A 22,391-nucleotide genomic window follows, 5' to 3' on the forward strand; every position below is an offset into this window, starting at 1 on the left:
TACTCTACAATTATAGCAAAATTCTGACAATTTGTCACATTGTTTTTAAAAGCAAGTAAGATTTAGTCTGATTATGGTACAATAAGGAAAGAAAAGGAGGATATCCCGTGGTAGAGGCAATTATTTTTGATATGGATGGTGTCCTTTTTGACACTGAAAAATATTATTATGATCGACGTGCAAATTTCTTAGCTCAAAAGGGAATTTCAATAGACCATTTACCCCCGTCTTTCTTTATAGGTGGAAATACCAAGCAAGTTTGGGAAAATATTCTCAGAGATGACTATGATAACTGGGATGTGCCAACTTTACAAGAAGAGTACAATGCCTATAAACAAGACAACCCCTTACCCTATAAAGAATTAATCTTTCCTGATGTTTTCAAGGTCTTGAATGAAGTGAATTCTCAAGGGTTGAAAATAGGTTTAGCTTCTAGCTCAGTAAAGGCAGATATCCTTAGAGCTTTGGAGGAAAATCATTTGAACGGTTTCTTTGATGTGGTTCTCTCAGGAGAAGAATTTAAAGAGAGTAAACCCAATCCAGAGATTTATCTGACAGCATTACAGCATTTGAACGTGGAAGCAAATCAGGCGCTGATTATCGAAGATAGCGAAAAGGGGATTGCTGCTGGAGTCGCTGCAGGTGTTGAGGTTTGGGCCATTAAAGATAATCGTTTTGGCATGGATCAAGGTGCAGCCAAAGGCTTGTTGGATAACCTTATAGATGTTTTAGATTTATTAAAATAGAAGAGACACCGAGTTGTAGAACTCGGTGTTTTGATGTATCAAATTAAAAAACTCTAAGTTTTTGTTGACCTTTAGATGGACTATGGTATACTAGAAATTAACGATGAATGATTTGATAATCAAATTATCTATTCATCAAATAAAATTGTGATAAAAATATAAAGAACATACGGTTTTCATATAGGAACTAGTTATCGGAGGAATGCAAAAAATGGCTTACGAAACAATTCTTTATAGTGTTGAAGATGGAGTAGCAACTTTAACGCTTAATCGTCCAGAAGTGCAAAATGGATTTAATATTCCAGTTTGTGATGAGATTATGGCTGCAATTGAGGAAGCTAAACAAGATGCGTCAGTAAAATTCTTGGTAATCAATGCTAATGGAAAAGTCTTTTCTGTTGGTGGTGACCTTGATCAAATGCAAAAAGCGGTTGCTGTAGATGATGTACAGTCTTTGGTTCGTATTGCTGAGCAGGTAAATGAAATTTCTTTTGCTCTTAAAAAATTGCCTAAGCCAGTCATCATGGTAGTTGATGGACCATGTGCAGGTGCTGCAGCTAACTTAGCTGTTGCAGCAGACTTTACGATTGCATCTGATAAAGCTAAATTCATCCAAGCTTTTGTAGGTGTTGGTTTGGCACCTGACGCTGGAGGTCTCTACCTTTTGACACGTTCAATCGGTATTAACCGTGCGACTCAAATTACCATGACAGGAGAGCCAGTATCAGCTGAAAAAGCCTTGGACTGGGGAATTGCCTACAAAGTTGTTGAGTCAGAAAAACTTGAAAAAACTGTGAGTCAATTGATTAAAAAATTGAACCGCTCTTCAGTGAATTCCTTTAAAGCCATTAAAGAAATGGTTTGGGAATCTGAATTTGCAGGATGGGAAAATTACGCTAAGTTGGAACTTGACTTGCAAAAATCTCTTGCTTTCACAGAAGACTTCAAAGAAGGGGTACGTGCTTATAGTGAGCGTCGTCGACCTAAATTCCAAGGGAAATAGCCACATTTTCTAAAAGAAAAACTAAAGTTTTTTAATCGGGCTTGCGAAATTAGTTTGAGTCTGATATAATTTGAAAGTCAAAGTTTTATTGAAAGGAGTCTGGTGTGAATTACGACAAAATTGATGGCTATCTTGTTGATATTTTTAATAACGTAGTTATTATCGAAGAAGCAAGTTTAAAGAATTCAAAGTTTAACGATGTTTCCCTCAAGGAAATGCATACCATTGATGTGATCGGTACACATCCAGATACGACACCAAGTGCAGTAGCTAAAGAACTCATGCTAACTCTTGGTACTGTAACAACATCTCTCAATAAACTTGAAAAGAAAGGTTATATTGTCCGTACGCGTTCATCAGTTGACCGTCGTGTGGTCCATCTTTCGCTTTCTAAAAAGGGTCGTTTGGTATATCGTCTTCACCGTCGTTTTCATAAATCAATGGTGATGAGGATTACAGAAGGCTTTAACGACGAGGAATTGAAGGTTATGAGCAAGGGATTGGAAAATCTCCACGCCTTTCTTGAGGAGTTGAAATAATGGCATTTGCAAAAATTAGTCAGGTTGCCCATTATGCACCTGCTCAGGTCGTGACTAATGATGACCTATCAAAAATCATGGATACTAGCGATGAGTGGATTCGCTCACGTACAGGTATTCAGGAACGTCGCATCTCATTGAATGAGAATACGAGTGATTTAGCTACCAATGTTGCTCATCAGCTATTAGAAAAATCAGGATTAGCTCCTGAGGAGCTAGACTTTGTTTTAGTTGCAACGATTTCTCCTGATAGTTCTATGCCGTCAGTAGCGGCTCGAGTTCAAGGAGCAATTGGTGCAGTCAACGCCTTTGCTTTTGATATTACTGCGGCATGTAGTGGGTTTATCTTTGCTTTAGCAACCGCAGAAAAATTGATAAAGTCAGGCGCATACAAAAAAGGTTTAGTCATTGGTTCTGAAGTTCTTTCAAAAACTTTAGACTGGTCTGACCGTACAACAGCTGTCCTCTTTGGAGATGGTGCTGGCGGAGTCCTCTTGGAAGAAACTGAAGAAGAACATTTCTTCGGAGAATCTTTAAATACCGATGGTAGCAAGGGTGGTCTTGAGTCAGGAGCTTCTGCAGTTATCTCGCCTTATTCAGATGAGTCTGATCAGCCTAATCCCTATATGCAAATGGATGGGAAAGCAATCTTTGATTTTGCCGTTAAGACGGTTTCAAAGAGTATTAAGGCCTTGGTTGAAGAAAAAGGTGAGCCTGATTACTTCCTTCTTCATCAAGCTAATATTCGTATTTTGGATATTATGGCTAAGAAAATCGATGTCAGTCGTGATAAATTCTTGGCAAACATGATGTCTTATGGTAATACCAGTGCGGCAAGTATCCCAATTCTGCTTTCTGAAAACGTGGCGAATGGGACCTTAAAATTAGACAGCGGTCAAACAATTCTCTTATCAGGTTTTGGTGGGGGTTTGACATGGGGCAGTCTTATTGTTAAAATCTAGTTATATAAATTATGCACCAGCATAGATTATAAGAAATATATTTATCTTAAAGGAGAAATTAAAATGGCAGTATTTGAAAAAGTACAAGAAATCATCGTTGAAGAACTTGGGAAAGATGCAGAAGAAGTAAAAGTAGAAACTACTTTTGACGAACTTGACGCTGACTCACTTGACGTGTTCCAAGTTATCTCAGAAATCGAAGATGAGTTCGATATCCAAATCGAAACTGAAGAAGGTCTTAACACTGTTGGTGACCTTGTTGCTTACGTAGAAGAAAAAACTAAATAAGCAGGGCATAGAGAATATTCTTATTTGGGATATTCTCCTTTGTTTATACAATTACTTTGATTATTAAACTATTTATTTGATTAAAAAATCGAAAAAAGGTGCAAAATGAAATCTCGTATTACAGAACTGTTAGGAATTAAATATCCAATCTTCCAAGGTGGTATGGCCTGGGTTGCTGATGGCGACTTGGCAGGAGCCGTTTCAAATGCTGGTGGACTCGGAATTATTGGTGGCGGTAATGCCCCTAAAGAAGTGGTAAAAGCTAATATTGATAGAGTAAAACAAATCACTGACAAACCTTTCGGTGTTAATATCATGCTTTTGTCACCATTTGCAGATGACATCGTTGACCTCGTTATCGAAGAGGGCGTTAAGGTTGTTACAACAGGAGCCGGAAATCCAGGTAAATATATGGAGCGTTTCCACGATGCTGGAATTACAGTAATCCCAGTTATTCCATCGGTAGCACTTGCTAAACGTATGGAAAAACTTGGAGCAGATGCTGTTGTCGCAGAAGGTATGGAAGCTGGTGGTCACATCGGTAAATTGACAACTATGGCACTTGTTCGCCAAGTTGCTGATGCGGTATCTATCCCAGTTATTGGAGCTGGTGGTGTTGCTGATGGACGTGGTATGGCTGCTGTTCTTATGCTTGGAGCAGAAGCTGTTCAGGTTGGTACGCGTTTCGCTGTTGCTAAAGAGTCTAATGCACACCAAAACTTCAAAGATAAGATTTTGAAGGCTAAAGATATTGATACTGTTATTTCAGCCTCAGTTGTTGGACACCCAGTTCGTGCGATTAAGAATAAATTGGCTACTGAATATAACCAAGCTGAAAAAGATTTCTTGGCTGGTAAGAAGACTCAAGAGGAAATTGAAGAGCTTGGTGCAGGTGCCCTTCGTAACGCGGTTGTTGATGGAGATGTGGAATATGGTTCAGTTATGGCTGGACAAATTGCAGGTCTTGTTCGTAAAGAAGAAACATGTGCAGAAATCTTGGAAGACCTATACACAGGTGCTGCCAAGGTGATTAAAGAAGAAGCTGCTCGTTGGGCAGATGTAAACGTCTAAAAACGTCGAAAGGATTAGGATAGTGACAAAACGTGCGTTCTTATTTGCTGGTCAAGGGGCTCAGAAATTGGGCATGGCGAGCGATTTGTATGCGACTTATCCCGTTGTCAAAGAGACATTTGATACGGCTAGTCGTATTCTAGGTTATGATTTGCGTGAATTGATTGATTCTAACGAAGAAAAACTTAATCAGACACGCTATACTCAACCAGCTATTTTGACAACGTCAGTAGCCATTTATCGCCTTTTGGCAGAAAATGGTATCACTCCTGATATTGTTGCCGGTCTCTCTTTGGGTGAATATTCTGCCCTAGTTGCGGCTGGAGCACTCTCATTTGAGGGTGCGGTAGCCTTGGTTGCTAAACGTGGAGAATTCATGGAAACAGCTGCTCCTGCTGGAAGTGGGAAAATGGTTGCTGTCATGAATACAGATCCAAGTTTGATTGAAGAAATCTGTCAAAAAGCATCTGAAAAGGGTGTAGTAACGCCTGCTAACTATAATACTCCAGCACAAATTGTTATTGGTGGTGAAGTTGAGGCTGTTGATTATGCTGTGGAATTGCTTAAAGAAGCTGGTGCTAAACGTTTGATTCCTCTTAATGTTTCAGGGCCGTTCCATACAGCTTTACTTGAATCAGCTAGTCAAAAATTGGCAGCAGAACTTGAGAAAGTGTCATTCAAGGACTTTACGCTTCCTTTAGTAGGTAATACTGAGGCTCAAATCATGAAGTCAGAAGACGTCAAAGCACTTTTGGCTCGTCAGGTGATGGAACCTGTACGTTTTTATGATTCGATTGCCACTATCCAAGAATTTGGTGTAGATGAAGTAATTGAGATTGGTCCAGGAAAAGTCTTGTCGGGCTTCTTGAAGAAAATTGATAAAACCTTACCAACTCATAATGTTGAAGATCAAGCTAGTCTTGATGCCCTTCTTAATGCTTAAAACGAGGTAAACATGGAACTTAAGAATAAAAATGTTTTTGTAACAGGTTCAACACGTGGAATTGGATTAGCTGTGGCACACAAATTTGCTAGTCTTGGTGCCAATGTTGTTTTAAATGGACGTTCTGAAATCTCTGAGGACTTGCTTGCACAGTTTGCAGATTATGGTGTAACTGTTGTAGGTATCTCAGGTGATATTTCTAACGGTGAAGATGCTAAACGTATGGTAGCTGAAGCTATTGAAAAGCTTGGTAGTGTTGATGTGCTAGTTAATAATGCTGGTATCACTAACGATAAGTTGATGTTGAAGATGAGTGAAGAAGATTTTGAACGTGTCTTGAAAATCAACTTGACTGGTGCTTTCAATATGACACAGGCTGTCTTAAAACCAATGTCTAAGACTCGTCAAGGTGCCATCATCAATATGTCATCTGTTGTAGGTCTCATGGGGAATATTGGTCAAGCTAACTATGCGGCTTCAAAAGCTGGTTTGATTGGTTTTACAAAATCAGTGGCGCGTGAAGTTGCGGCTCGTGGTGTCCGTGTCAATGCTATTGCTCCTGGTTTCATTGAATCAGATATGACTGACGCTATTCCAGAGAAAATGAAAGATGCTATGATTGCTCAAGTGCCAATGAAACGTATTGGTCAAGCAGAAGAAGTGGCTGAAGTTGCAGCATTCTTGGCTAGTCAAGAATATCTCACAGGTCAAACCATCGCTATTGATGGTGGTATGACCATGCAATAATTGAATGTCAATATCAAAAAGTCATTTACTAGAATATCCACCCGACAAAAGGAGAATATATATGTCTACAAATCGTGTTGTTGTTACAGGTTACGGCGTAACCTCACCAATCGGTAATACACCAGAAGAATTTTGGAACAGTCTTCATGACGGTAAAATTGGTATCAAACCAATTACGAAGTTCGATGCTTCTGAAATTCCAGTCTTTAACGCTGGTGAGATCCAAGATTTCCCGTTCGATAAGTACTTTGTGAAAAAAGATACTAACCGTATGGACACTTACTCACTTTATGCGATTTATGCTGCTATGGAAGCTCTTGAAAATTCAGGACTTAACATGGAAGAAGAAGATCGTGATCGTGTTGGTGTCATCGTGTCATCTGGTATCGGTGGTCTTCAAGAACTTGAAGATCAAATCATTCGTATGCACGAACGTGGGATGAAACGTATCAAACCAATGTTTATCCCTAAAGCACTTTCAAACATGGGTGCTGGTAACATTGCTCTTAAAATTGGTGCTCAAGGGGTATGTAAATCAGTGACGACTGCTTGTGCCTCTGCCAACGATGCAATCGGTGAAGCCTTCCGTGAAATTAAATTCGGTTTGCATGATGTTGTCTTGGCTGGTGGTGCTGAAGCTTCAATCACTAAGATTGGTATTGGTGGTTTCAATGCTCTTACAGCACTTTCAACAACAGAGGATCCAGAACGTTCATCAATTCCATTTGATAAAGACCGTAATGGTTTTGTTATGGGTGAAGGTGCAGGGGTTCTCGTTATCGAAAGCTTGGAACATGCCCAAAAACGCGGTGCTAACATCTTGGCTGAGATTGTTGGTTACGGATCAAACTGTGATGCCTACCACATGACAACACCAACTCCAGACGGTTCAGGTGCTGCTAAAGCAATTAAATTGGCTATCAATGAAGCTGGTATCAAACCTGAAGATGTTGATTATGTCAATGCTCACGGGACATCAACACCTGCTAATGAAAAGGGTGAAAGTGGTGCCATTGTTTCTGTACTTGGTAAAGATGTTCCAGTTTCATCTACTAAATCATTTACAGGTCACTTGCTAGGTGCTGCTGGTGCAGTTGAGGCTATTGCAACAATCGAAGCTATTCGTCATAGCTATGTACCGAAAACTGCTGGTACAAAAGAATTGTCTGACTACATCGAAGCTAATGTTGTTTATGGTGAAGGTCAAGAAGCTGATATTGAGTACGCAATTTCAAATACCTTCGGTTTTGGTGGACACAATGCTGTTCTTGCCTTTAAACGTTGGGAGGCTTAATTCATGAATATTTCTGAAATCAAAGATTTATTGGCTCAATTTGATGCTTCAACTTTACGTGAATTTTCATACAAAAATAATGGTGAAGAATTGAACTTGAGCAAAAATCAAACAAGTTCAGTAACAGCTGCCCCAGTAGCTCCTACAGTTGAAGTAGTTGCGCCAGCTCCTCAAGCTCCAGTTGCTCCAGTAGTAGCACCTGCCGCTGTTGAAACTCCAGCAACACCAGTTGAAGAAGCTTCTGCTCCTGCTCAAGCTGCTGAAGGTGAAGTGGTTGAAAGTCCACTTGTTGGTGTGGCTTACTTGTCTCCATCACCTGAAAAACCAGCCTTTGTTTCTGTTGGTGATACTGTTAAGAAAGGTCAAACGCTTCTTATTGTTGAAGCAATGAAGGTGATGAATGAAGTGCCAGCACCTAAAGATGGTGTTATTACTGAAATCTTGGTAGCGAATGAAGAAGTTGTTGACTACGGAAAAGGATTGGTACGCATCAAATGACAATTGATATTAATGCTATTCGTGAAGCTTTACCACACCGTTATCCAATGCTTTTGGTTGACCGTGTGCTAGAAGTTTCAGAAGACGAAATCACAGCTATTAAAAATGTAACGATTAATGAACCTTTCTTTAATGGACATTTTCCTCAATACCCAGTTATGCCTGGCGTTCTTATCATGGAAGCTCTTGCGCAAACAGCTGGTGTTCTTGAATTGTCTAAACCTGAAAACAAGGGCAAACTAGTCTTTTATGCAGGTATGGATAAGGTTAAATTTAAAAAACAAGTGGTTCCTGGTGACCAACTTGTTATGACAGCTAAGTTTGTTAAACGTCGTGGAACAATTGCTGTTGTTGAAGCTAAGGCTGAAGTCGATGGTAAACTAGCTGCATCAGGTACTTTGACTTTTGCTATTGGAAGCTAATGTTTTGTGAAAATCCTTCTGGCGACAGTCGGAAAGGATTTTTCTTTAGACATTGGTCTATCACATAGAAAGGAAATCAACACAGACTTTCAAAAAATGTCTGATGTTATCTTGTTTTATGTTTAAAAAATTATTGATTGCCAATCGTGGTGAAATTGCAGTGCGTATTATCCGTGCAGCGCGTGAATTGGGTATCCAAACGGTTGCTATTTATTCTGAAGCAGATAAGGATTCTCTCCATACTATGCTCGCTGATGAAGCTATTTGTATCGGGCCTGCAAAATCAACGGATTCTTATTTGAATATGAATCGTGTCCTATCAGCTGCTATTGTGACTGAGGCTCAAGCTATTCATCCAGGGTTTGGTTTCTTGAGTGAAAACTCTAAATTTGCCACTCTCTGTGAAGAAATGAACATCAAGTTTATTGGTCCTTCAGGCGAAGTCATGGACAAGATGGGTGATAAAATCAATGCCCGTGCTGAAATGATTAAGGCTAATGTCCCTGTAATTCCTGGTTCAGATGGTGAAGTCTTTACAGTTGAGGAGGCTTTAGAGGTTGCCAACCGTCTTGGTTACCCAGTAATGCTTAAGGCTTCTGCTGGTGGTGGCGGTAAGGGGATTCGTAAGGTTAACACTGAAGAAGAGTTAGCTCCTGCCTTCGAATCTGCGTCACAAGAAGCTAAAGCAGCCTTTGGTAATGGGGCGATGTATATTGAAAAAGTTATTTACCCAGCTCGTCATATCGAGGTTCAAATTTTGGGAGATAGCTATGGTAATATTGTTCACCTAGGTGAGCGTGATTGCTCTCTTCAACGTAATAACCAAAAGGTTTTGGAAGAATCACCGTCAGTTGCTATTGGTAAGACACTTCGTCACGAAATTGGTTCAGCGGCTGTCCGTGCCGCTAAGGCTGTTAATTATGAAAATGCGGGTACTATCGAGTTCCTTCTTGATGAGAAAACAGGTCAGTTCTACTTTATGGAAATGAACACCCGTGTTCAAGTTGAGCACCCAGTTACAGAATTTGTAAGTGGTGTGGATATTGTTAAAGAACAAATCCGTATTGCCGCAGGTGAAAAACTCTCTGTGACCCAAGATGATATTGAAATCAAGGGACATGCTATTGAGTGTCGTATCAATGCAGAAAATCCTAAGTTCAACTTTGCACCTAGTCCAGGGAAAATTAGCAATCTCTACCTACCTAGTGGAGGTGTTGGTCTCCGTGTAGACAGTGCAGTCTATCCTGGCTATACTATTCCACCTTACTATGATTCAATGATTGCCAAAATCATTGTTCATGGAGAAAATCGATTTGAGGCACTCATGAAGATGCAACGTGCTCTTTACGAGCTCGAAATCGATGGTGTTGTGACTAATGCTGACTTCCAGTTGGATTTGATTTCAGATCGTAGCGTTATCGCTGGGGATTATGATACTTCCTTCTTGATGGAGACCTTCCTACCAGCTTATCAGAATCGTGAGGAATAGAGTTTATGGGATTATTTGATCGAAAAGAAAAGTATATCCGTATCAATCCTAACCGTTCTGTACGTAATGGGATTGATCACCAAGTGCCAGAAGTTCCAGATGAACTTTTTGCAAAATGTCCTGGTTGTAAACAAGCTATTTATCAAAAGGACTTGGGACAAGCTAAAATTTGTCCAAATTGTTCTTATACCTTCCGTATTTCCGCTAAAGAACGTCTCGATTTAACAGTTGATGAGGGATCTTTCCAAGAACTGTTTACAGGCATTAAAACTGAAAATCCATTGAATTTTCCAGGTTATATGGAGAAACTAGCAGCGACTAAGGAAAAAACTGGTCTTGATGAAGCTGTCGTGACTGGTGTTGCAACTATCAAGGGGCAAAAAACAGCCTTGGCCATTATGGATTCTAACTTTATTATGGCTTCAATGGGAACTGTTGTTGGTGAGAAAATCACTAAACTCTTTGAACATGCGATTGAGGAAAAACTTCCAGTTGTTATTTTTACAGCATCTGGTGGGGCCCGTATGCAAGAAGGAATCATGAGTTTGATGCAAATGGCTAAGATTTCAGCTGCGGTAAAACGTCATTCGAATGCTGGCTTGTTGTATTTGACTGTATTGACAGATCCAACAACTGGTGGGGTTACAGCAAGTTTCGCCATGGAAGGTGATATCATTTTAGCTGAGCCACAAACCTTGATTGGTTTTGCAGGTCGTCGTGTCATTGAAAACACAGTTCGCGAAACTTTGCCAGATGATTTTCAAAAGGCTGAGTTCCTTCAAGAACATGGTTTTGTTGATGCCATTGTTAAACGTACAGAGTTGGCTGATACCATTGCCACACTCTTATCATTCCATGGAGGTGTTCAATGAGCGACGTAGCACGTATTTTAAAAGAAGCGCGTGACCAAGGCCGTTTAACTGCTTTGGACTTTGCCCAAGGAATCTTCGATGACTTTATCGAACTTCATGGCGATCGTAATTTCCGTGACGATGGTGCCATTATTGGTGGTATTGGTCGTTTAAATGGCCAAGCGGTTACTGTAGTGGGTATCCAAAAAGGTAGAAACCTACAAGATAACCTTAACCGTAACTTTGGGCAACCTCATCCAGAGGGTTATCGTAAGGCTCTTCGCCTCATGAAACAGGCTGAAAAGTTTGGTCGTCCAGTCGTTACCTTTATCAATACTGCAGGTGCTTATCCTGGTGTTGGGGCAGAGGAACGCGGACAAGGTGAGGCAATTGCACGTAACCTTATGGAAATGAGCGACCTTAAGGTGCCAATTATTGCTATTATCATTGGTGAAGGTGGTTCGGGAGGAGCTCTTGCCTTGGCAGTAGCCGATAAGGTTTGGATGCTTGAAAATACCATCTATTCTATCTTGAGTCCTGAAGGATTTGCAACTATCCTCTGGAAAGACGGCTCACGTTCAGAAGAGGCGGCAGAGTTGATGAAGATTACATCAGGCGAGTTGCTTAACATGGGAATCGTTGATAAGGTTATCCCCGAACGTGGTTACTTTACAAGTGAAATTATTGAAGCAATTAAGACAGCAATTGTAGACGAGTTGGCAGAATTAAGCCAATTATCAACAGAAGACTTACTTGAAGCGCGTTATCAACGTTTTAGAAAATATTAAAAAACATTGGGATTTACCCCAATGTTTTTTATACGGTATGGCGTTCGAAGGCTTGGTCTGAGATACCTTGTTCAAGGATAAGTTTAGCCCATTCCTTAGCTGAATGAAGACTGTGATCCTTGTAGTTACCACAAGATTCAATGGTTGTCCCTGGAACATCTTCCCATGTAATCTCGTTAGCAATAGCTTCAAGACTAGATTTGATAACTTTGGCAATTTCTGTAGGATCTTGTTTACCCCACATAATCATATGGAAACCTGTACGGCAACCAAATGGTGAGCAATCAATAAGGCCATCGATACGTTGACGGATCAATTTAGCGAGTAGGTGTTCGATAGTATGAAGACCACCTGTATCAATACTATTTTCATTAGGTTGAATCAAACGGATATCAAAGTTTGTGATGATATCTCCTTTAGGTCCAACTTCCTCTGAAATAAGACGGACATAAGGTGCTTTTACAATAGTGTGATCAAGTTCAAAACTTTCAACAGTAACGTCTTTTGGCATGGTAATACCTCCCTATTCTAATAGAGTTATGATACCACAAAATCAGTTTAAAGTTCTAGTATTTATTTGAGAAAAAGCTATAAATATGATACACTAGAAGACGGTTTTCTTTAGGGAAACCTTAGAAAAGTTGAGGTAAAGACATGATAAACATGATAATTTTAGTTGTCTTTGCACTCATTGGTTTAGTCGTTGGATATTTAGCAATTTCTATTAAACTTAGCAAAGCTAAGGAACAAGCAGAAACTACCTTGCTAAAGGCAGAACAAGACGCTGTGAACCTTCGCAGTCAGGCGGAACATGATGCAGATCATCTGCGTGTGACTGCCGAACGCGAAAGTAAGGCTCAACGTAAAGAGTTCTTGTTAGAAGCAAAAGAGGAAGCTAGAAAATATCGAGAAGATATTGAAAAAGAATTCAAATCTGAACGTCAAGAGCTTAAACAAATGGAAAATCGTTTAACAGAACGTGCAACCAGCCTTGACCGTAAGGATGAAAATCTATCAAGTAAAGAACTTACCCTCGAGAAGAAAGAGCAGAGTCTTGCTGACAAATCTAAACATCTTAATGAGCGTGAAGAGAATGTGACTCAGTTGGAGGCTGAGAAGCAAGCTGAACTTGAACGTGTTGGTCAGATGACCATTGCAGAGGCGCGTGAGGTAATCTTAACGGAGACTGAGAATAATCTGACTCATGAGATTGCAACACGTATCAAAGATGCAGAAGCACAGGTTAAAGATACTGTTGATAAGAAGGCCAAAAATTTGTTGGCGCAAGCTATGCAACGCTTGGCTGGAGATTATGTTACTGAACAAACAGTAACCACTGTTCACCTTCCAGATGACAATATGAAAGGTCGTATCATTGGACGTGAGGGGCGTAACATCCGTACGCTTGAAAGTCTAACAGGTATTGACGTTATCATTGACGACACTCCAGAAGTGGTTGTCCTTTCTGGTTTTGATCCAGTCCGTCGTGAAATTGCACGTATGACTCTCGAGGCCTTGATTAAGGATGGTCGTATCCATCCGGCTCGTATTGAAGAGTTGGTTGAGAAGAGCCGTCAGGAAATGGATAACCGTATCCGTGAATATGGTGAAGAGGCAGCCTATGAAATTGGCGCTATGAATCTTCATCCTGATTTGATTAAGATTATGGGACGCTTGCAGTTCCGTACGTCGTATGGTCAAAACGTCCTTCGTCACTCAGTTGAAGTTGGTAAATTAGCAGGTATCATGGCTGGTGAATTGGGTGAAAATGTTGCCCTTGCTCGTCGTGCTGGATTCCTTCACGATATGGGGAAAGCCATTGACAAAGAAGTCGAAGGTAGCCACGTAGAGATTGGTGCAGAGTTTGCACGTAAGTACAAAGAACATCCAGTTGTGGTCAATGCCATTGCCAGCCACCATGGCGATGTAGAACCTGAGAGCGTTATTGCAGTTATTGTAGCTGCAGCAGATGCTTTGAGTTCGGCTCGTCCAGGGGCTCGTAATGAATCCGTTGAGAATTATGTCAAACGCCTTCGTGATTTGGAAGAAATTGCATCAAGCTTTGACGGTGTTCAAACAAGCTTCGCCCTTCAAGCTGGTCGTGAAATTCGTATTATGGTTCATCCAAACAAAATCTCGGATGATGAAGTTACAATCTTGTCTCACAAGGTACGTGAACAAATTGAGAAGAATTTGGATTACCCAGGAAATATTAAGGTTACAGTCATTCGTGAATTCCGTGCGGTTGACTATGCCAAGTAAGATAAGAGAGCCGAAAGGCTTTTTTATTTTGCCCTTCATACTGAAAGGGTGTATTCTTTTTGAAAATGTAAGAACTTTCTTATCAAATTGCGTCATTTTGGTAGATAAGTATTTTATAATGAAATATTTTGATTTTTTTTGACTGTTTCTAGTTGACAGTTATTAAAAATTTAGTATAATAGATTTTGTAAACGATTACAGAAGGAGAGATTATGCTAAAGTCTGAACGTAAGCAGATTATCTTGTCTCAGTTGAAACAAGATGGTTTTGTCACTTTGGAAAACCTAACTGTTTTGTTAAGTGATACTTCCGAGTCGACGATTCGTCGCGACTTGGATGAGTTAGCGGCAGATGGCCAACTTAAACGTGTTCATGGCGGTGCTGAAGGCATTCATGGTCTAAAGGAAGAAATTGCCAATAGTCAAAAAGCTATTAGAAACGTTCAAGAAAAGGCTCAGTTAGCTGGTTATGCTGCCGATTTGATTAAGGAAGGTGATGTCGTCTTTCTTGAGGCTAGTACAACAAATGAACTTTTGATTCCACATTTGGCCAATCGTCAGGTAACGGTTGTGACTAATTCTATCCATCATGCGGTTAAGCTGGTAGATCTCGGTGTTAGCACTAGGATTGTTGGAGGAAAGGTTAAACATTCAACGGATGCGTCTATTGGAAGTACTGCTCAAGAGCAAATTAGACAACTGAATTTTGATTGTGCTTTCATTGGTGCTAATGGCGTTGATGCTAATTATTTCACCACACCAGACATGGAAGAGGCAGTTATCAAACGGACGGTTATAGCTAATGCGCAAAAAGCCTATGTTCTAGCGGATGCCTCTAAACTTGGTCAGATTACCTATGCTAAGGTAGCCGAGGTCGAGAAAGTAACCATAATTACAAATGCTTCGGAAGAAGAGCTCCTAAAAGAATTAAAAGAGAAAACGAGGGTTATTGAAGTATGATTTATACTGTAACGCTGAATCCATCAATCGACTTCATTGTTCGTATCGACAAAGTAGAGATTGGTGAAGTTAACCGCATGGAGAGTGATGATAAGTTCGCTGGCGGTAAGGGGATTAATGTTAGTCGTATTTTGCAACGTTTAGGTGTTGATAATACTGCAACGGGCTTCATCGGTGGTTTTACAGGACGTTTTGTGACAGATGGTTTGGATGCAGAAGGTATTAAAACCAAGTTTGTAGCTGTGGATCAAGACACACGAGTTAATGTTAAAATTAAGGCTGACCAAGAAACTGAAATTAACGGTGCAGGACCTGTCATTAATGAGTATCAATTGGCTGAATTGGAAGCAGTTCTTTCAAGTGTAAGTGCTGATGATGTGGTTGTTTTTGCTGGATCAGCACCAAGCAATCTTGGAAATAAGGTCTATAACAAATTGATTCCACTAGTGCGTGAAACTGGTGCACAGGTTGTCTGTGACTTTGAAGGTCAAACCTTGCTTGATTCCTTGGCTTACCAACCACTCTTGGTAAAACCAAATAACCATGAGTTAGAAGCTATTTTCAATGTCAAACTTAATGGTTTGGCTGATGTTGAAAAATATGCGCGTGAAATCCTTGCTAAGGGTGCACAGAACGTTATCATCTCAATGGCAGGTGATGGAGCGCTTCTTGTTACTCCAGAGGCTGCTTACTTTGCTAAACCAATCAAGGGAACAGTAAAAAACTCTGTTGGTGCGGGTGACTCAATGGTTGCTGGTTTCACTGGTGAGTTTGTTAAATCAGGTGATCCAATTGAGGCTCTCAAGTGGGGAGTAGCATGTGGAACATCTACGGCTTTCTCAGATGACTTAGCGACAATTGAATTTATTAAAGAAACATACAATAAAGTAGAGGTAGAAAAACTATGAAAATTCAGGATTTACTGAACAAAAAAGTAATGTTGCTTGACCTTCAAGCAACTACAAAAGAAGCTGCTATCGATGAAATGATTAACAGCTTGGTTGACAACGGTGTTGTGACTGACTTTGATGTTTTCAAAGCAGGTATTATGGCTCGTGAAGCACAAACATCAACTGGTTTGGGTGATGGAATCGCTATGCCACACAGTAAAAATGCTGCAGTAAAAGAAGCAACAGTACTTTTTGCTAAATCTAATAAAGGTGTAGATTACGAATCACTTGATGGTCAACCTACAGACCTCTTCTTTATGATTGCTGCTCCAGAGGGAGCAAATGACACTCACTTGGCAGCCCTTGCTGAGTTGTCAAAATACCTTATGCAAGATGGTTTTGCAGATCGTTTGCGTAAGGTGACTTCTCCAGATGAAGTGATTGCTGCTTTTAATACTGGCGAAGAAGAAGCACAAGCTGAGGAAGCTAAGAAAGCACAAGCTGTTAAAGAAGCAGCTTCAAGCGATAAACCACTTATCGTAGCTGTAACAGCTTGTACAACTGGTATTGCTCACACTTACATGGCTGAAGAATCACTGATTAAAACAGGTGAAGAAATGGGAGTCAATGTTCGTGTTGAAACTAACGGTGCTTCAGGTGTCGGAACACCATTGACTGCTGAAGAAATCAGTAAGGCTGTAGGTGTTATCGTAGCGGCAGACAAGGCAGTTGAAACAGCACGTTTTGATGGTAAAAAATTGCTTTCTAAACCAGTCGCTGCAGGAATTCGTCAACCTCAAGAATTAATCCAAAATATCTTGGATGGTAAGGCTGAAGTCTTCCATGCTGAAAATGCTGGAGCTGCTCAAGAATCAAGTGAGAAACTGAGCCTCGGTGGTGCCTTCTATAAACACTTGATGAGTGGGGTATCACAAATGCTTCCATTCGTTATCGGTGGTGGTATCATGATTGCGCTTGCCTTCTTGCTTGACCAAATCATGGGTGTTCCTAAAGATCAATTGTCACAACTTGGTTCTTACCATGAAATTGCTGCTCAATTCAAAGCAATTGGTGGTGCGGCCTTTGGTTTCATGCTTCCAGTACTTGCAGGTTACATTGCTTACTCTATCGCTGAAAAACCAGGTTTGGTTTCAGGTTTTGTAGCTGGTGCTATCGCATCAAGTGGTGCAGCCTTTGGTGGTGTTCCTTTTGGTTCAGGTGGTAAAGCAACCCTTGCCCTTGCCGGTGTATCTTCAGGTTTCCTTGGAGCTCTTGTTGGTGGTTTCCTTGCAGGTGGTGTTATCCTCGTTCTTCGTAAACTCTTGGCAGGTATCCCACGTGCTCTTGAAGGAATCCGTTCTATCTTGCTCTTGCCACTTCTAGGTGTATTTGCTACAGGTTTCTTGATGTTGGCAGTGAATATCCCAATGGCAGCAATCAATACAGGTCTTAATAACTTCTTGTCAAGCTTGTCAGGAAGCTCAGCCGTATTACTTGGTCTCCTTGTTGGTGGTATGATGGCAGTGGATATGGGTGGACCAGTCAACAAAGCAGCCTATGTCTTTGGTACTGGTACTCTCGCAGCAACAGTAACTTCAGGTGGTTCAGTTGTTATGGCAGCAGTTATGGCAGCTGGTATGGTTCCTCCATTGGCAGTCTTTGTAGCGACACTCTTATTTAAAGATAAATTTACCGAAGAAGAACGCAACTCTGGTTTGACAAACATCGTTATGGGACTCTCATTCATCACTGAAGGTGCAATCCCATTTGGTGCAGCTGATCCAGCACGCGCTATCCCAAGCTTTATCGTCGGTTCAGCTCTTACAGGTGCTCTCGTAGGTATGGCAGGAATCAAATTGATGGCACCACACGGAGGTATCTTCGTTATTGCCCTCACTTCAAATGCCCTTCTCTACCTTCTCTTCATCTTGATTGGTGCTGTGGTATCAGGTATCCTTTTCGGATTCCTCCGCAAACCACTTGATAAATAAGATATGATAAAACAATCTCGTTGTGACGGGATTGTTTTTTTGTGTCGTAGCAGATTTTTGTCAGGGTACCTATTTTATGATAAAGTATAGGCAGAAATGGCTTATCTAGTAGCTAATGCGCTGTATAAAGAAACATAAGAGGTAAAATATGGTAAAAGAATACGATTATATTGTCATTGGTGGTGGTTCTGGTGGGATTGCCAGTGCTAATCGTGCTGCTATGCACGGCGCTAAGGTTATTCTCTTTGAAGGAAAAGAGGTCGGCGGTACCTGCGTCAATGTGGGCTGTGTACCTAAAAAGGTTATGTGGTATGGTGCTCAGGTTGCTGAGACCCTTCACCGTTATGCAGGTGAGTATGGTTTTGATGTGACGGTTAATAAGTTTGATTTTGCAAGGCTTAAGGCCAATCGTCAGGCTTATATCGACCGTATCCATGGCTCTTATGAGCGTGGTTTTGATAGCAATGGCGTTGAACGTGTATACGAGTATGCAAGATTTGTTGATCCTCATACGGTTGAAGTAGCGGGGGAGCTTTATACAGCACCCCATATCCTTATTGCAACAGGTGGTCATGCTCTTTATCCAAATATTCCAGGTAGTGAATATGGGATTACTTCAGATGGTTTCTTTGAGTTAGATGAGGTACCAAAACGTACAGCTGTTATCGGTGCTGGCTATATCGCCGTTGAGGTTGCTGGTGTTCTCAATGCTCTTGGTAGTGACACGCATCTCTTTGTTCGTAAGGAACGCCCATTACGTACCTTTGACAAGGATATTATCGATGTCTTAGTCGATGAGATGGCTAAATCAGGTCCGACCCTTCACACGCATGCTAATGCTACAGAAGTAGTGAAAAATGCTGACGATTCTTTGACCATTAGCTTTGACAATGGAGAAACGATCACTGTTGATTGCCTCGTTTGGGCTATTGGTCGTGCAGCCAATACCTCTGGCTTTGGTCTTGAAAAGACGGGCGTTGAGTTGACCGAACGAGGTAACATTTATTCAGACGCCTTTGAAAATACATCAGTTCCTGGTATCTACGCCCTTGGTGATGTGACTGGTAAACTAGATTTGACGCCAGTTGCAATCAAGGCGGGACGTCAATTGTCAGAGCGACTCTTCAACAATAAAGCCGATGCTAAGCTTGATTACACTGATGTAGCCACTGTGGTCTTTAGCCACCCAGTTATTGGTTCTGTTGGTTTGACTGAGGAAAAAGCAATTGCTAAATATGGTGCGGAGAATATCAAGGTCTATAAATCTAGTTTCACTCCAATGTATACAGCTCTTGCAAACAATCGTCAGCCGTCAACTATGAAATTAGTAACACTTGGTGAGGATGAAAAAATCATCGGTCTTCATGGCATTGGCTACGGTGTCGATGAGATGATTCAAGGCTTCTCTGTGGCTATTAAGATGGGAGCAACTAAGGCTGATTTTGATAATACGGTTGCCATTCATCCAACCGGTTCAGAAGAATTTGTAACGATGAGATAAAAAGGTGAAGTCTGTCTACCTAAATGGATAGACTTTTCTTTATGTTCAAATAACAACCTATATTTTGTGTGTAACTGTATATTGTCTAAATAAAAAAGACCTTTAGGCCTTTCTTTCGTTTAATAAGTAGTTTCTTACTTCTGAGATAAAGTAAAGGGATCCTGTGACAACAAATAGGTCATCAGAATCTGCTGATTCAGCTTTTGCTAGCCATTCTCTATAGTCGGCCGCACATTTGAAGTTTTGAGGATAGTCATCCAAGGGCAGTGCTTCAAAAAAGTCAAAGCTGGTTACCGTAATATCATAATCTTTCAATTCTTCTAGTAAGTTTGCTAAAGGTTTTCGTCTCAGTCCTGCAAAGAGGATGTGGATTTTACGATTGGTAAAGTTATCTTTTAGTACCTGTTTTAAGCTGGCAATTCCTTGAGGGTTATGGGCACCGTCTAGATAAATATTGTTTCCTATCCACTCACTACGACCAGGCCAGTGTGTGTCACAAATACCATCTTGAATGCTCTTATTAGTAATCTTAGGAAATGTTGGAGTCAAGAGATGGGCAGCAGTGACAGCTAACCCAGCATTGTTTTCTTGATGTCGTCCTAGCATTGGTAGCTTAAGATCTGGACTTTCCCAATGGTCATAAGAAACTTGGATCGTTTGGTTGTCTTTCGGAAGCAGCTGAATTTCCCTATCAATGACGGCTAAAGGAGCTTGTAGGTCATGTGATTTTTGGTTGAAAAAATGTTCAACTTCTGCAGAGACACGACCAAGTAAGATAGGTGTGTTTTCTCGCATGACGCCTGCTTTATGATTGGAGATGTCCAAAAGGCTATTGCCCAAGGTTTCAGTGTGATCAAAGCCAATTGAAGTACAGATGACAAGCTCTGGCGAAAGGACATTGGTCGAATCAAGACGTCCACCAATACCTGCTTCAATGATAGCCATATCAACCTGTTTAAGGTCGAAGTAGAGGAACATGAGTAAGGTGACCAACTCGAATTCCGTTGGTCGGTCAAAAGCAGTGTGTTCTTCTAAATCATCAAGAAGAACCTGAGCTTTCTCGACAAGGCTAATCAAATCCTTGTCAGGGATTTCTGTACCGTTTATACTAATACGTTCGTTGAAACGAGTAATATAAGGTGAGGTAAAGGTCCCGACCTGATAGCCTGACTTTGTTAGGATATTTTGTAGGTAGCTTGTTGTTGATCCCTTACCGTTGGTCCCGACAATGTGCACCGTTGGAAAGTGAGTCTGGGGATTTCCGGCTTGTTTCAAAAGCCAACGCATACGTTCGAGTTGAGGGCGACGGCCATTGCCCTTGAAAGAATGGATAAAATTTAGAGTTTCTGTATAGTTCATAGAATTATAGAAAAAAGGCAGGGTTTCCTAGCCTTTTACATGTCTTAGTTAGAAGCGGCGTCACCAGTTGTTGCGCCACCAGTAGTCGCATTGCCAGATGTTGTGTCTGCAGTAGTTGCTGATGAAGAGGTAGTCGTATTGCCACCCGTTGTTGTGTCTGCAGATGACGAATAGGCGTTAGTTCCTGCTTGGCTACTTGTTTGTGTTTCTGAATCAGTCGCATTGCCATAACTAGATGAAGCGGCGCTTGATTCTTGAGTCTTATTATTGCCTTCTTTGATGACTACAGTTGATTGATTGGCTGATGAATCAGAAGTGTCCTTATTTTTAGAGGCTGTGAAATTCATGATGGTGATTGAAGCCACGATGATTGACAAAATTGTCCCGACGGCAGTAAGGACTTTTTGGAAGGCAGTGAAGCCTTTTGTAACGTGTTCAGTCACCTTTGGGGCAGATTTTTTTTCTTCTTTTGATGAATGATTACGGCGTGAGTAATTTTCAGACATGATGCTCTCCTTAAAAATATTTCGTACTTTCTATTATATGATTTTCTCGCAAAAATTGCTAAAAAAATTATGCTATAATAAATAGTAAATAAAAATCGAGGAAAAATCATGATTTATTTTGATAATTCAGCCACTACGGTGCCTTATCCAGAGGCACTTAGAACCTATCAAGAAGTGGCTACTAAAATTTTTGGGAACCCATCCAGCCTGCACCAATTAGGAACATCTGCGACACGTATTTTGGAGGCTTCTCGTAAGCAAGTTGCGGACCTCATTGGAAAATCAGCCGATGAGATTTTCTTTACGTCTGGAGGAACCGAAGGAGACAACTGGGTCATTAAAGGAGTTGCTTTTGAAAAAGAGCCTTACGGCAAACACATTATTGTTTCTGATATTGAGCACCCTGCGGTGAAAGAGTCTGCCAAATGGCTTTCAGAGCATGGTTTCGAAGTGTCCTATGCACCAGTTAATGAGCAAGGATTTGTGGATGTTGAAGCTCTTGCTGGATTATTACGCCCCGACACGATTTTGGTTTCGGTTATGGCCGTTAATAACGAAATCGGATCAATCCAACCTATTCAAGCTATCTCGGATATATTGGCTGATGAGCCGACGATATCTTTCCATGTGGATGCTGTTCAGGCCATTGGGAAGATTCCTGTATCAGCTTATTTAACAGACCGTGTTGACTTTGCAACTTTTTCTGGTCACAAGTTCCATGCTGTTCGAGGTGTCGGTTTTGTCTACAAAAAGGCAGGGAAAAAGATTACGCCGCTCCTAACAGGTGGTGGTCAAGAAAAAGACTTTCGTTCAACGACTGAGAATGTTGCTGGCATTGCGAGTATGGCTAAGGCCTTGCGCTTAGTTACTGACAAAGAGGCGTTTTCTCTTCCGAAAATTGCCAAGATGAAAAAAATTATCTTTGACGAATTGGCTAAGTATGAGGACATTACTATTTTCTCAGGTGAGGGTGAAGACTTTGCGCCCAATATTTTGACCTTTGGAATCAAGGGTGTTCGTGGTGAAGTTATTGTCCATGCTTTTGAAGAGCATCAAATCTATATTTCAACGACATCTGCATGTTCATCTAAGGCGGGAAAACCAGCAGGGACTCTCATTTCTATGGGTGTTCCGACTAAATTAGCTCAAACGGCTGTACGTATCAGTCTTGATGATGACAATGATATGGGACAGGTAGAACAGTTTCTCACGATTTTCAAGCAGGTCTACGCCAAGACACAAAAAGTGAGATAGCAAGATTTAAGCAATTAAACAATAAAAC

Annotated in this window: 23 protein-coding genes; 20 read left to right on the top strand and 3 right to left on the bottom strand. The window is 40.9% G+C overall.

What is annotated here, in order from left to right:
• The first annotated feature begins 107 nt into the window (after positions 1 to 107).
• The 14 genes from BSR19_RS01990 to BSR19_RS02055 all read left to right on the top strand — a co-directional run bounded on the left by BSR19_RS01990 (position 108) and on the right by BSR19_RS02055 (position 11,641).
• A complete protein-coding gene (locus BSR19_RS01990) occupies positions 108 to 746 on the top strand; it encodes an HAD family hydrolase (protein ID WP_156246375.1) in 639 nt (212 codons plus the stop codon).
• A 211-nt stretch (positions 747 to 957) separates the two neighbouring features.
• Complete coding sequence (locus tag BSR19_RS01995) at positions 958 to 1,749, top strand: enoyl-CoA hydratase (protein WP_013990100.1); 792 nt, start codon at positions 958 to 960, stop codon at positions 1,747 to 1,749.
• Between the two features lie 104 nt (positions 1,750 to 1,853).
• Complete coding sequence (gene fabT, locus BSR19_RS02000; RefSeq protein ID WP_002885562.1) at positions 1,854 to 2,288, top strand: fatty acid biosynthesis transcriptional regulator FabT; 435 nt, start codon at positions 1,854 to 1,856, stop codon at positions 2,286 to 2,288.
• Positions 2,288 to 3,250 (top strand): beta-ketoacyl-ACP synthase III, encoded by a 963-nt coding sequence (locus BSR19_RS02005; RefSeq protein ID WP_013990101.1) that lies wholly within the window; start codon positions 2,288 to 2,290, stop codon positions 3,248 to 3,250. Before fabT ends, BSR19_RS02005 begins: the two co-directional genes overlap by 1 nt.
• Before the next feature lie 63 nt (positions 3,251 to 3,313).
• Complete coding sequence (locus BSR19_RS02010) at positions 3,314 to 3,538, top strand: acyl carrier protein (protein ID WP_002885495.1); 225 nt, start codon at positions 3,314 to 3,316, stop codon at positions 3,536 to 3,538.
• 105 nt (positions 3,539 to 3,643) lie between these two features.
• Positions 3,644 to 4,609, top strand: coding sequence for an enoyl-[acyl-carrier-protein] reductase FabK (gene fabK, locus BSR19_RS02015; protein WP_021144652.1), 966 nt, complete (start codon positions 3,644 to 3,646; stop codon positions 4,607 to 4,609).
• A gap of 22 nt (positions 4,610 to 4,631) precedes the next feature.
• A complete protein-coding gene (fabD, locus tag BSR19_RS02020) occupies positions 4,632 to 5,552 on the top strand; it encodes an ACP S-malonyltransferase (RefSeq protein ID WP_156246376.1) in 921 nt (306 codons plus the stop codon).
• A gap of 12 nt (positions 5,553 to 5,564) precedes the next feature.
• Positions 5,565 to 6,299 carry a 3-oxoacyl-[acyl-carrier-protein] reductase gene (fabG, locus tag BSR19_RS02025; protein ID WP_037601838.1) on the top strand — a complete coding sequence of 245 codons (735 nt, stop codon included), beginning with the start codon at positions 5,565 to 5,567 and terminating at the stop codon, positions 6,297 to 6,299.
• Between the two features lie 61 nt (positions 6,300 to 6,360).
• Positions 6,361 to 7,593, top strand: a complete 1,233-nt coding sequence (fabF, locus tag BSR19_RS02030; RefSeq protein ID WP_002885574.1) for a beta-ketoacyl-ACP synthase II — start codon at positions 6,361 to 6,363, stop codon at positions 7,591 to 7,593.
• Positions 7,594 to 7,596: 3 nt separating this feature from the next.
• Complete coding sequence (accB, locus tag BSR19_RS02035; protein ID WP_002886657.1) at positions 7,597 to 8,091, top strand: acetyl-CoA carboxylase biotin carboxyl carrier protein; 495 nt, start codon at positions 7,597 to 7,599, stop codon at positions 8,089 to 8,091.
• A complete protein-coding gene (gene fabZ, locus BSR19_RS02040; protein WP_002885470.1) occupies positions 8,088 to 8,513 on the top strand; it encodes a 3-hydroxyacyl-ACP dehydratase FabZ in 426 nt (141 codons plus the stop codon). Before accB ends, fabZ begins: the two co-directional genes overlap by 4 nt.
• A 118-nt stretch (positions 8,514 to 8,631) precedes the next feature.
• Complete coding sequence (locus BSR19_RS02045) at positions 8,632 to 10,002, top strand: acetyl-CoA carboxylase biotin carboxylase subunit (RefSeq protein WP_156246377.1); 1,371 nt, start codon at positions 8,632 to 8,634, stop codon at positions 10,000 to 10,002.
• A gap of 5 nt (positions 10,003 to 10,007) precedes the next feature.
• Positions 10,008 to 10,874, top strand: a complete 867-nt coding sequence (gene accD, locus BSR19_RS02050) for an acetyl-CoA carboxylase, carboxyltransferase subunit beta (protein WP_002886660.1) — start codon at positions 10,008 to 10,010, stop codon at positions 10,872 to 10,874.
• Positions 10,871 to 11,641: an acetyl-CoA carboxylase carboxyl transferase subunit alpha gene (locus BSR19_RS02055; RefSeq protein WP_002886662.1), complete on the top strand. Its 771-nt coding sequence runs from the start codon at positions 10,871 to 10,873 to the stop codon at positions 11,639 to 11,641. Before accD ends, BSR19_RS02055 begins: the two co-directional genes overlap by 4 nt.
• Before the next feature lie 28 nt (positions 11,642 to 11,669).
• Here the strand turns inward: BSR19_RS02055 and BSR19_RS02060 are convergent, their stop codons facing one another.
• A complete protein-coding gene (locus BSR19_RS02060; RefSeq protein WP_002885585.1) occupies positions 11,670 to 12,152 on the bottom strand; it encodes an S-ribosylhomocysteine lyase in 483 nt (160 codons plus the stop codon).
• A 143-nt stretch (positions 12,153 to 12,295) separates the two neighbouring features.
• On the opposite strand from BSR19_RS02060, the gene BSR19_RS02065 reads away from it, so the two are divergent.
• The 5 genes from BSR19_RS02065 (at position 12,296) to gorA (ending at position 19,244) form a co-directional block, all read left to right on the top strand.
• The gene (locus BSR19_RS02065; RefSeq protein ID WP_049553800.1) at positions 12,296 to 13,903 is read left to right on the top strand and encodes a ribonuclease Y; all 1,608 of its coding nucleotides are present in this window, start codon (positions 12,296 to 12,298) and stop codon (positions 13,901 to 13,903) included.
• 212 nt (positions 13,904 to 14,115) lie between these two features.
• The gene (locus BSR19_RS02070) at positions 14,116 to 14,862 is read left to right on the top strand and encodes a DeoR/GlpR family DNA-binding transcription regulator (protein ID WP_104020658.1); all 747 of its coding nucleotides are present in this window, start codon (positions 14,116 to 14,118) and stop codon (positions 14,860 to 14,862) included.
• The gene (gene pfkB, locus BSR19_RS02075) at positions 14,859 to 15,770 is read left to right on the top strand and encodes a 1-phosphofructokinase (RefSeq protein ID WP_104020659.1); all 912 of its coding nucleotides are present in this window, start codon (positions 14,859 to 14,861) and stop codon (positions 15,768 to 15,770) included. Before BSR19_RS02070 ends, pfkB begins: the two co-directional genes overlap by 4 nt.
• Entirely contained in the window at positions 15,767 to 17,743 is a 1,977-nt protein-coding gene (locus tag BSR19_RS02080) for a PTS fructose transporter subunit IIABC (protein WP_002886665.1), read from the top strand. Before pfkB ends, BSR19_RS02080 begins: the two co-directional genes overlap by 4 nt.
• Positions 17,744 to 17,891: 148 nt before the next feature.
• A complete protein-coding gene (gorA, locus tag BSR19_RS02085; protein WP_156246378.1) occupies positions 17,892 to 19,244 on the top strand; it encodes a glutathione-disulfide reductase in 1,353 nt (450 codons plus the stop codon).
• Between the two features lie 102 nt (positions 19,245 to 19,346).
• Here gorA and BSR19_RS02090 read toward each other — a convergent pair whose 3' ends face one another.
• Both BSR19_RS02090 and BSR19_RS02095 read right to left on the bottom strand, forming a co-directional pair.
• Positions 19,347 to 20,603, bottom strand: coding sequence for a bifunctional folylpolyglutamate synthase/dihydrofolate synthase (locus BSR19_RS02090; protein WP_060973343.1), 1,257 nt, complete (start codon positions 20,601 to 20,603; stop codon positions 19,347 to 19,349).
• Between the two features lie 44 nt (positions 20,604 to 20,647).
• A complete protein-coding gene (locus BSR19_RS02095; RefSeq protein ID WP_156246379.1) occupies positions 20,648 to 21,109 on the bottom strand; it encodes a DUF6556 family protein in 462 nt (153 codons plus the stop codon).
• Between the two features lie 108 nt (positions 21,110 to 21,217).
• On the opposite strand from BSR19_RS02095, the gene BSR19_RS02100 reads away from it, so the two are divergent.
• Positions 21,218 to 22,363, top strand: coding sequence for a cysteine desulfurase family protein (locus tag BSR19_RS02100; RefSeq protein ID WP_073689966.1), 1,146 nt, complete (start codon positions 21,218 to 21,220; stop codon positions 22,361 to 22,363).
• Positions 22,364 to 22,391 lie beyond the last annotated feature (28 nt).

Source organism: Streptococcus salivarius (genome assembly GCF_009738225.1).
GTDB lineage: Bacteria > Bacillota > Bacilli > Lactobacillales > Streptococcaceae > Streptococcus.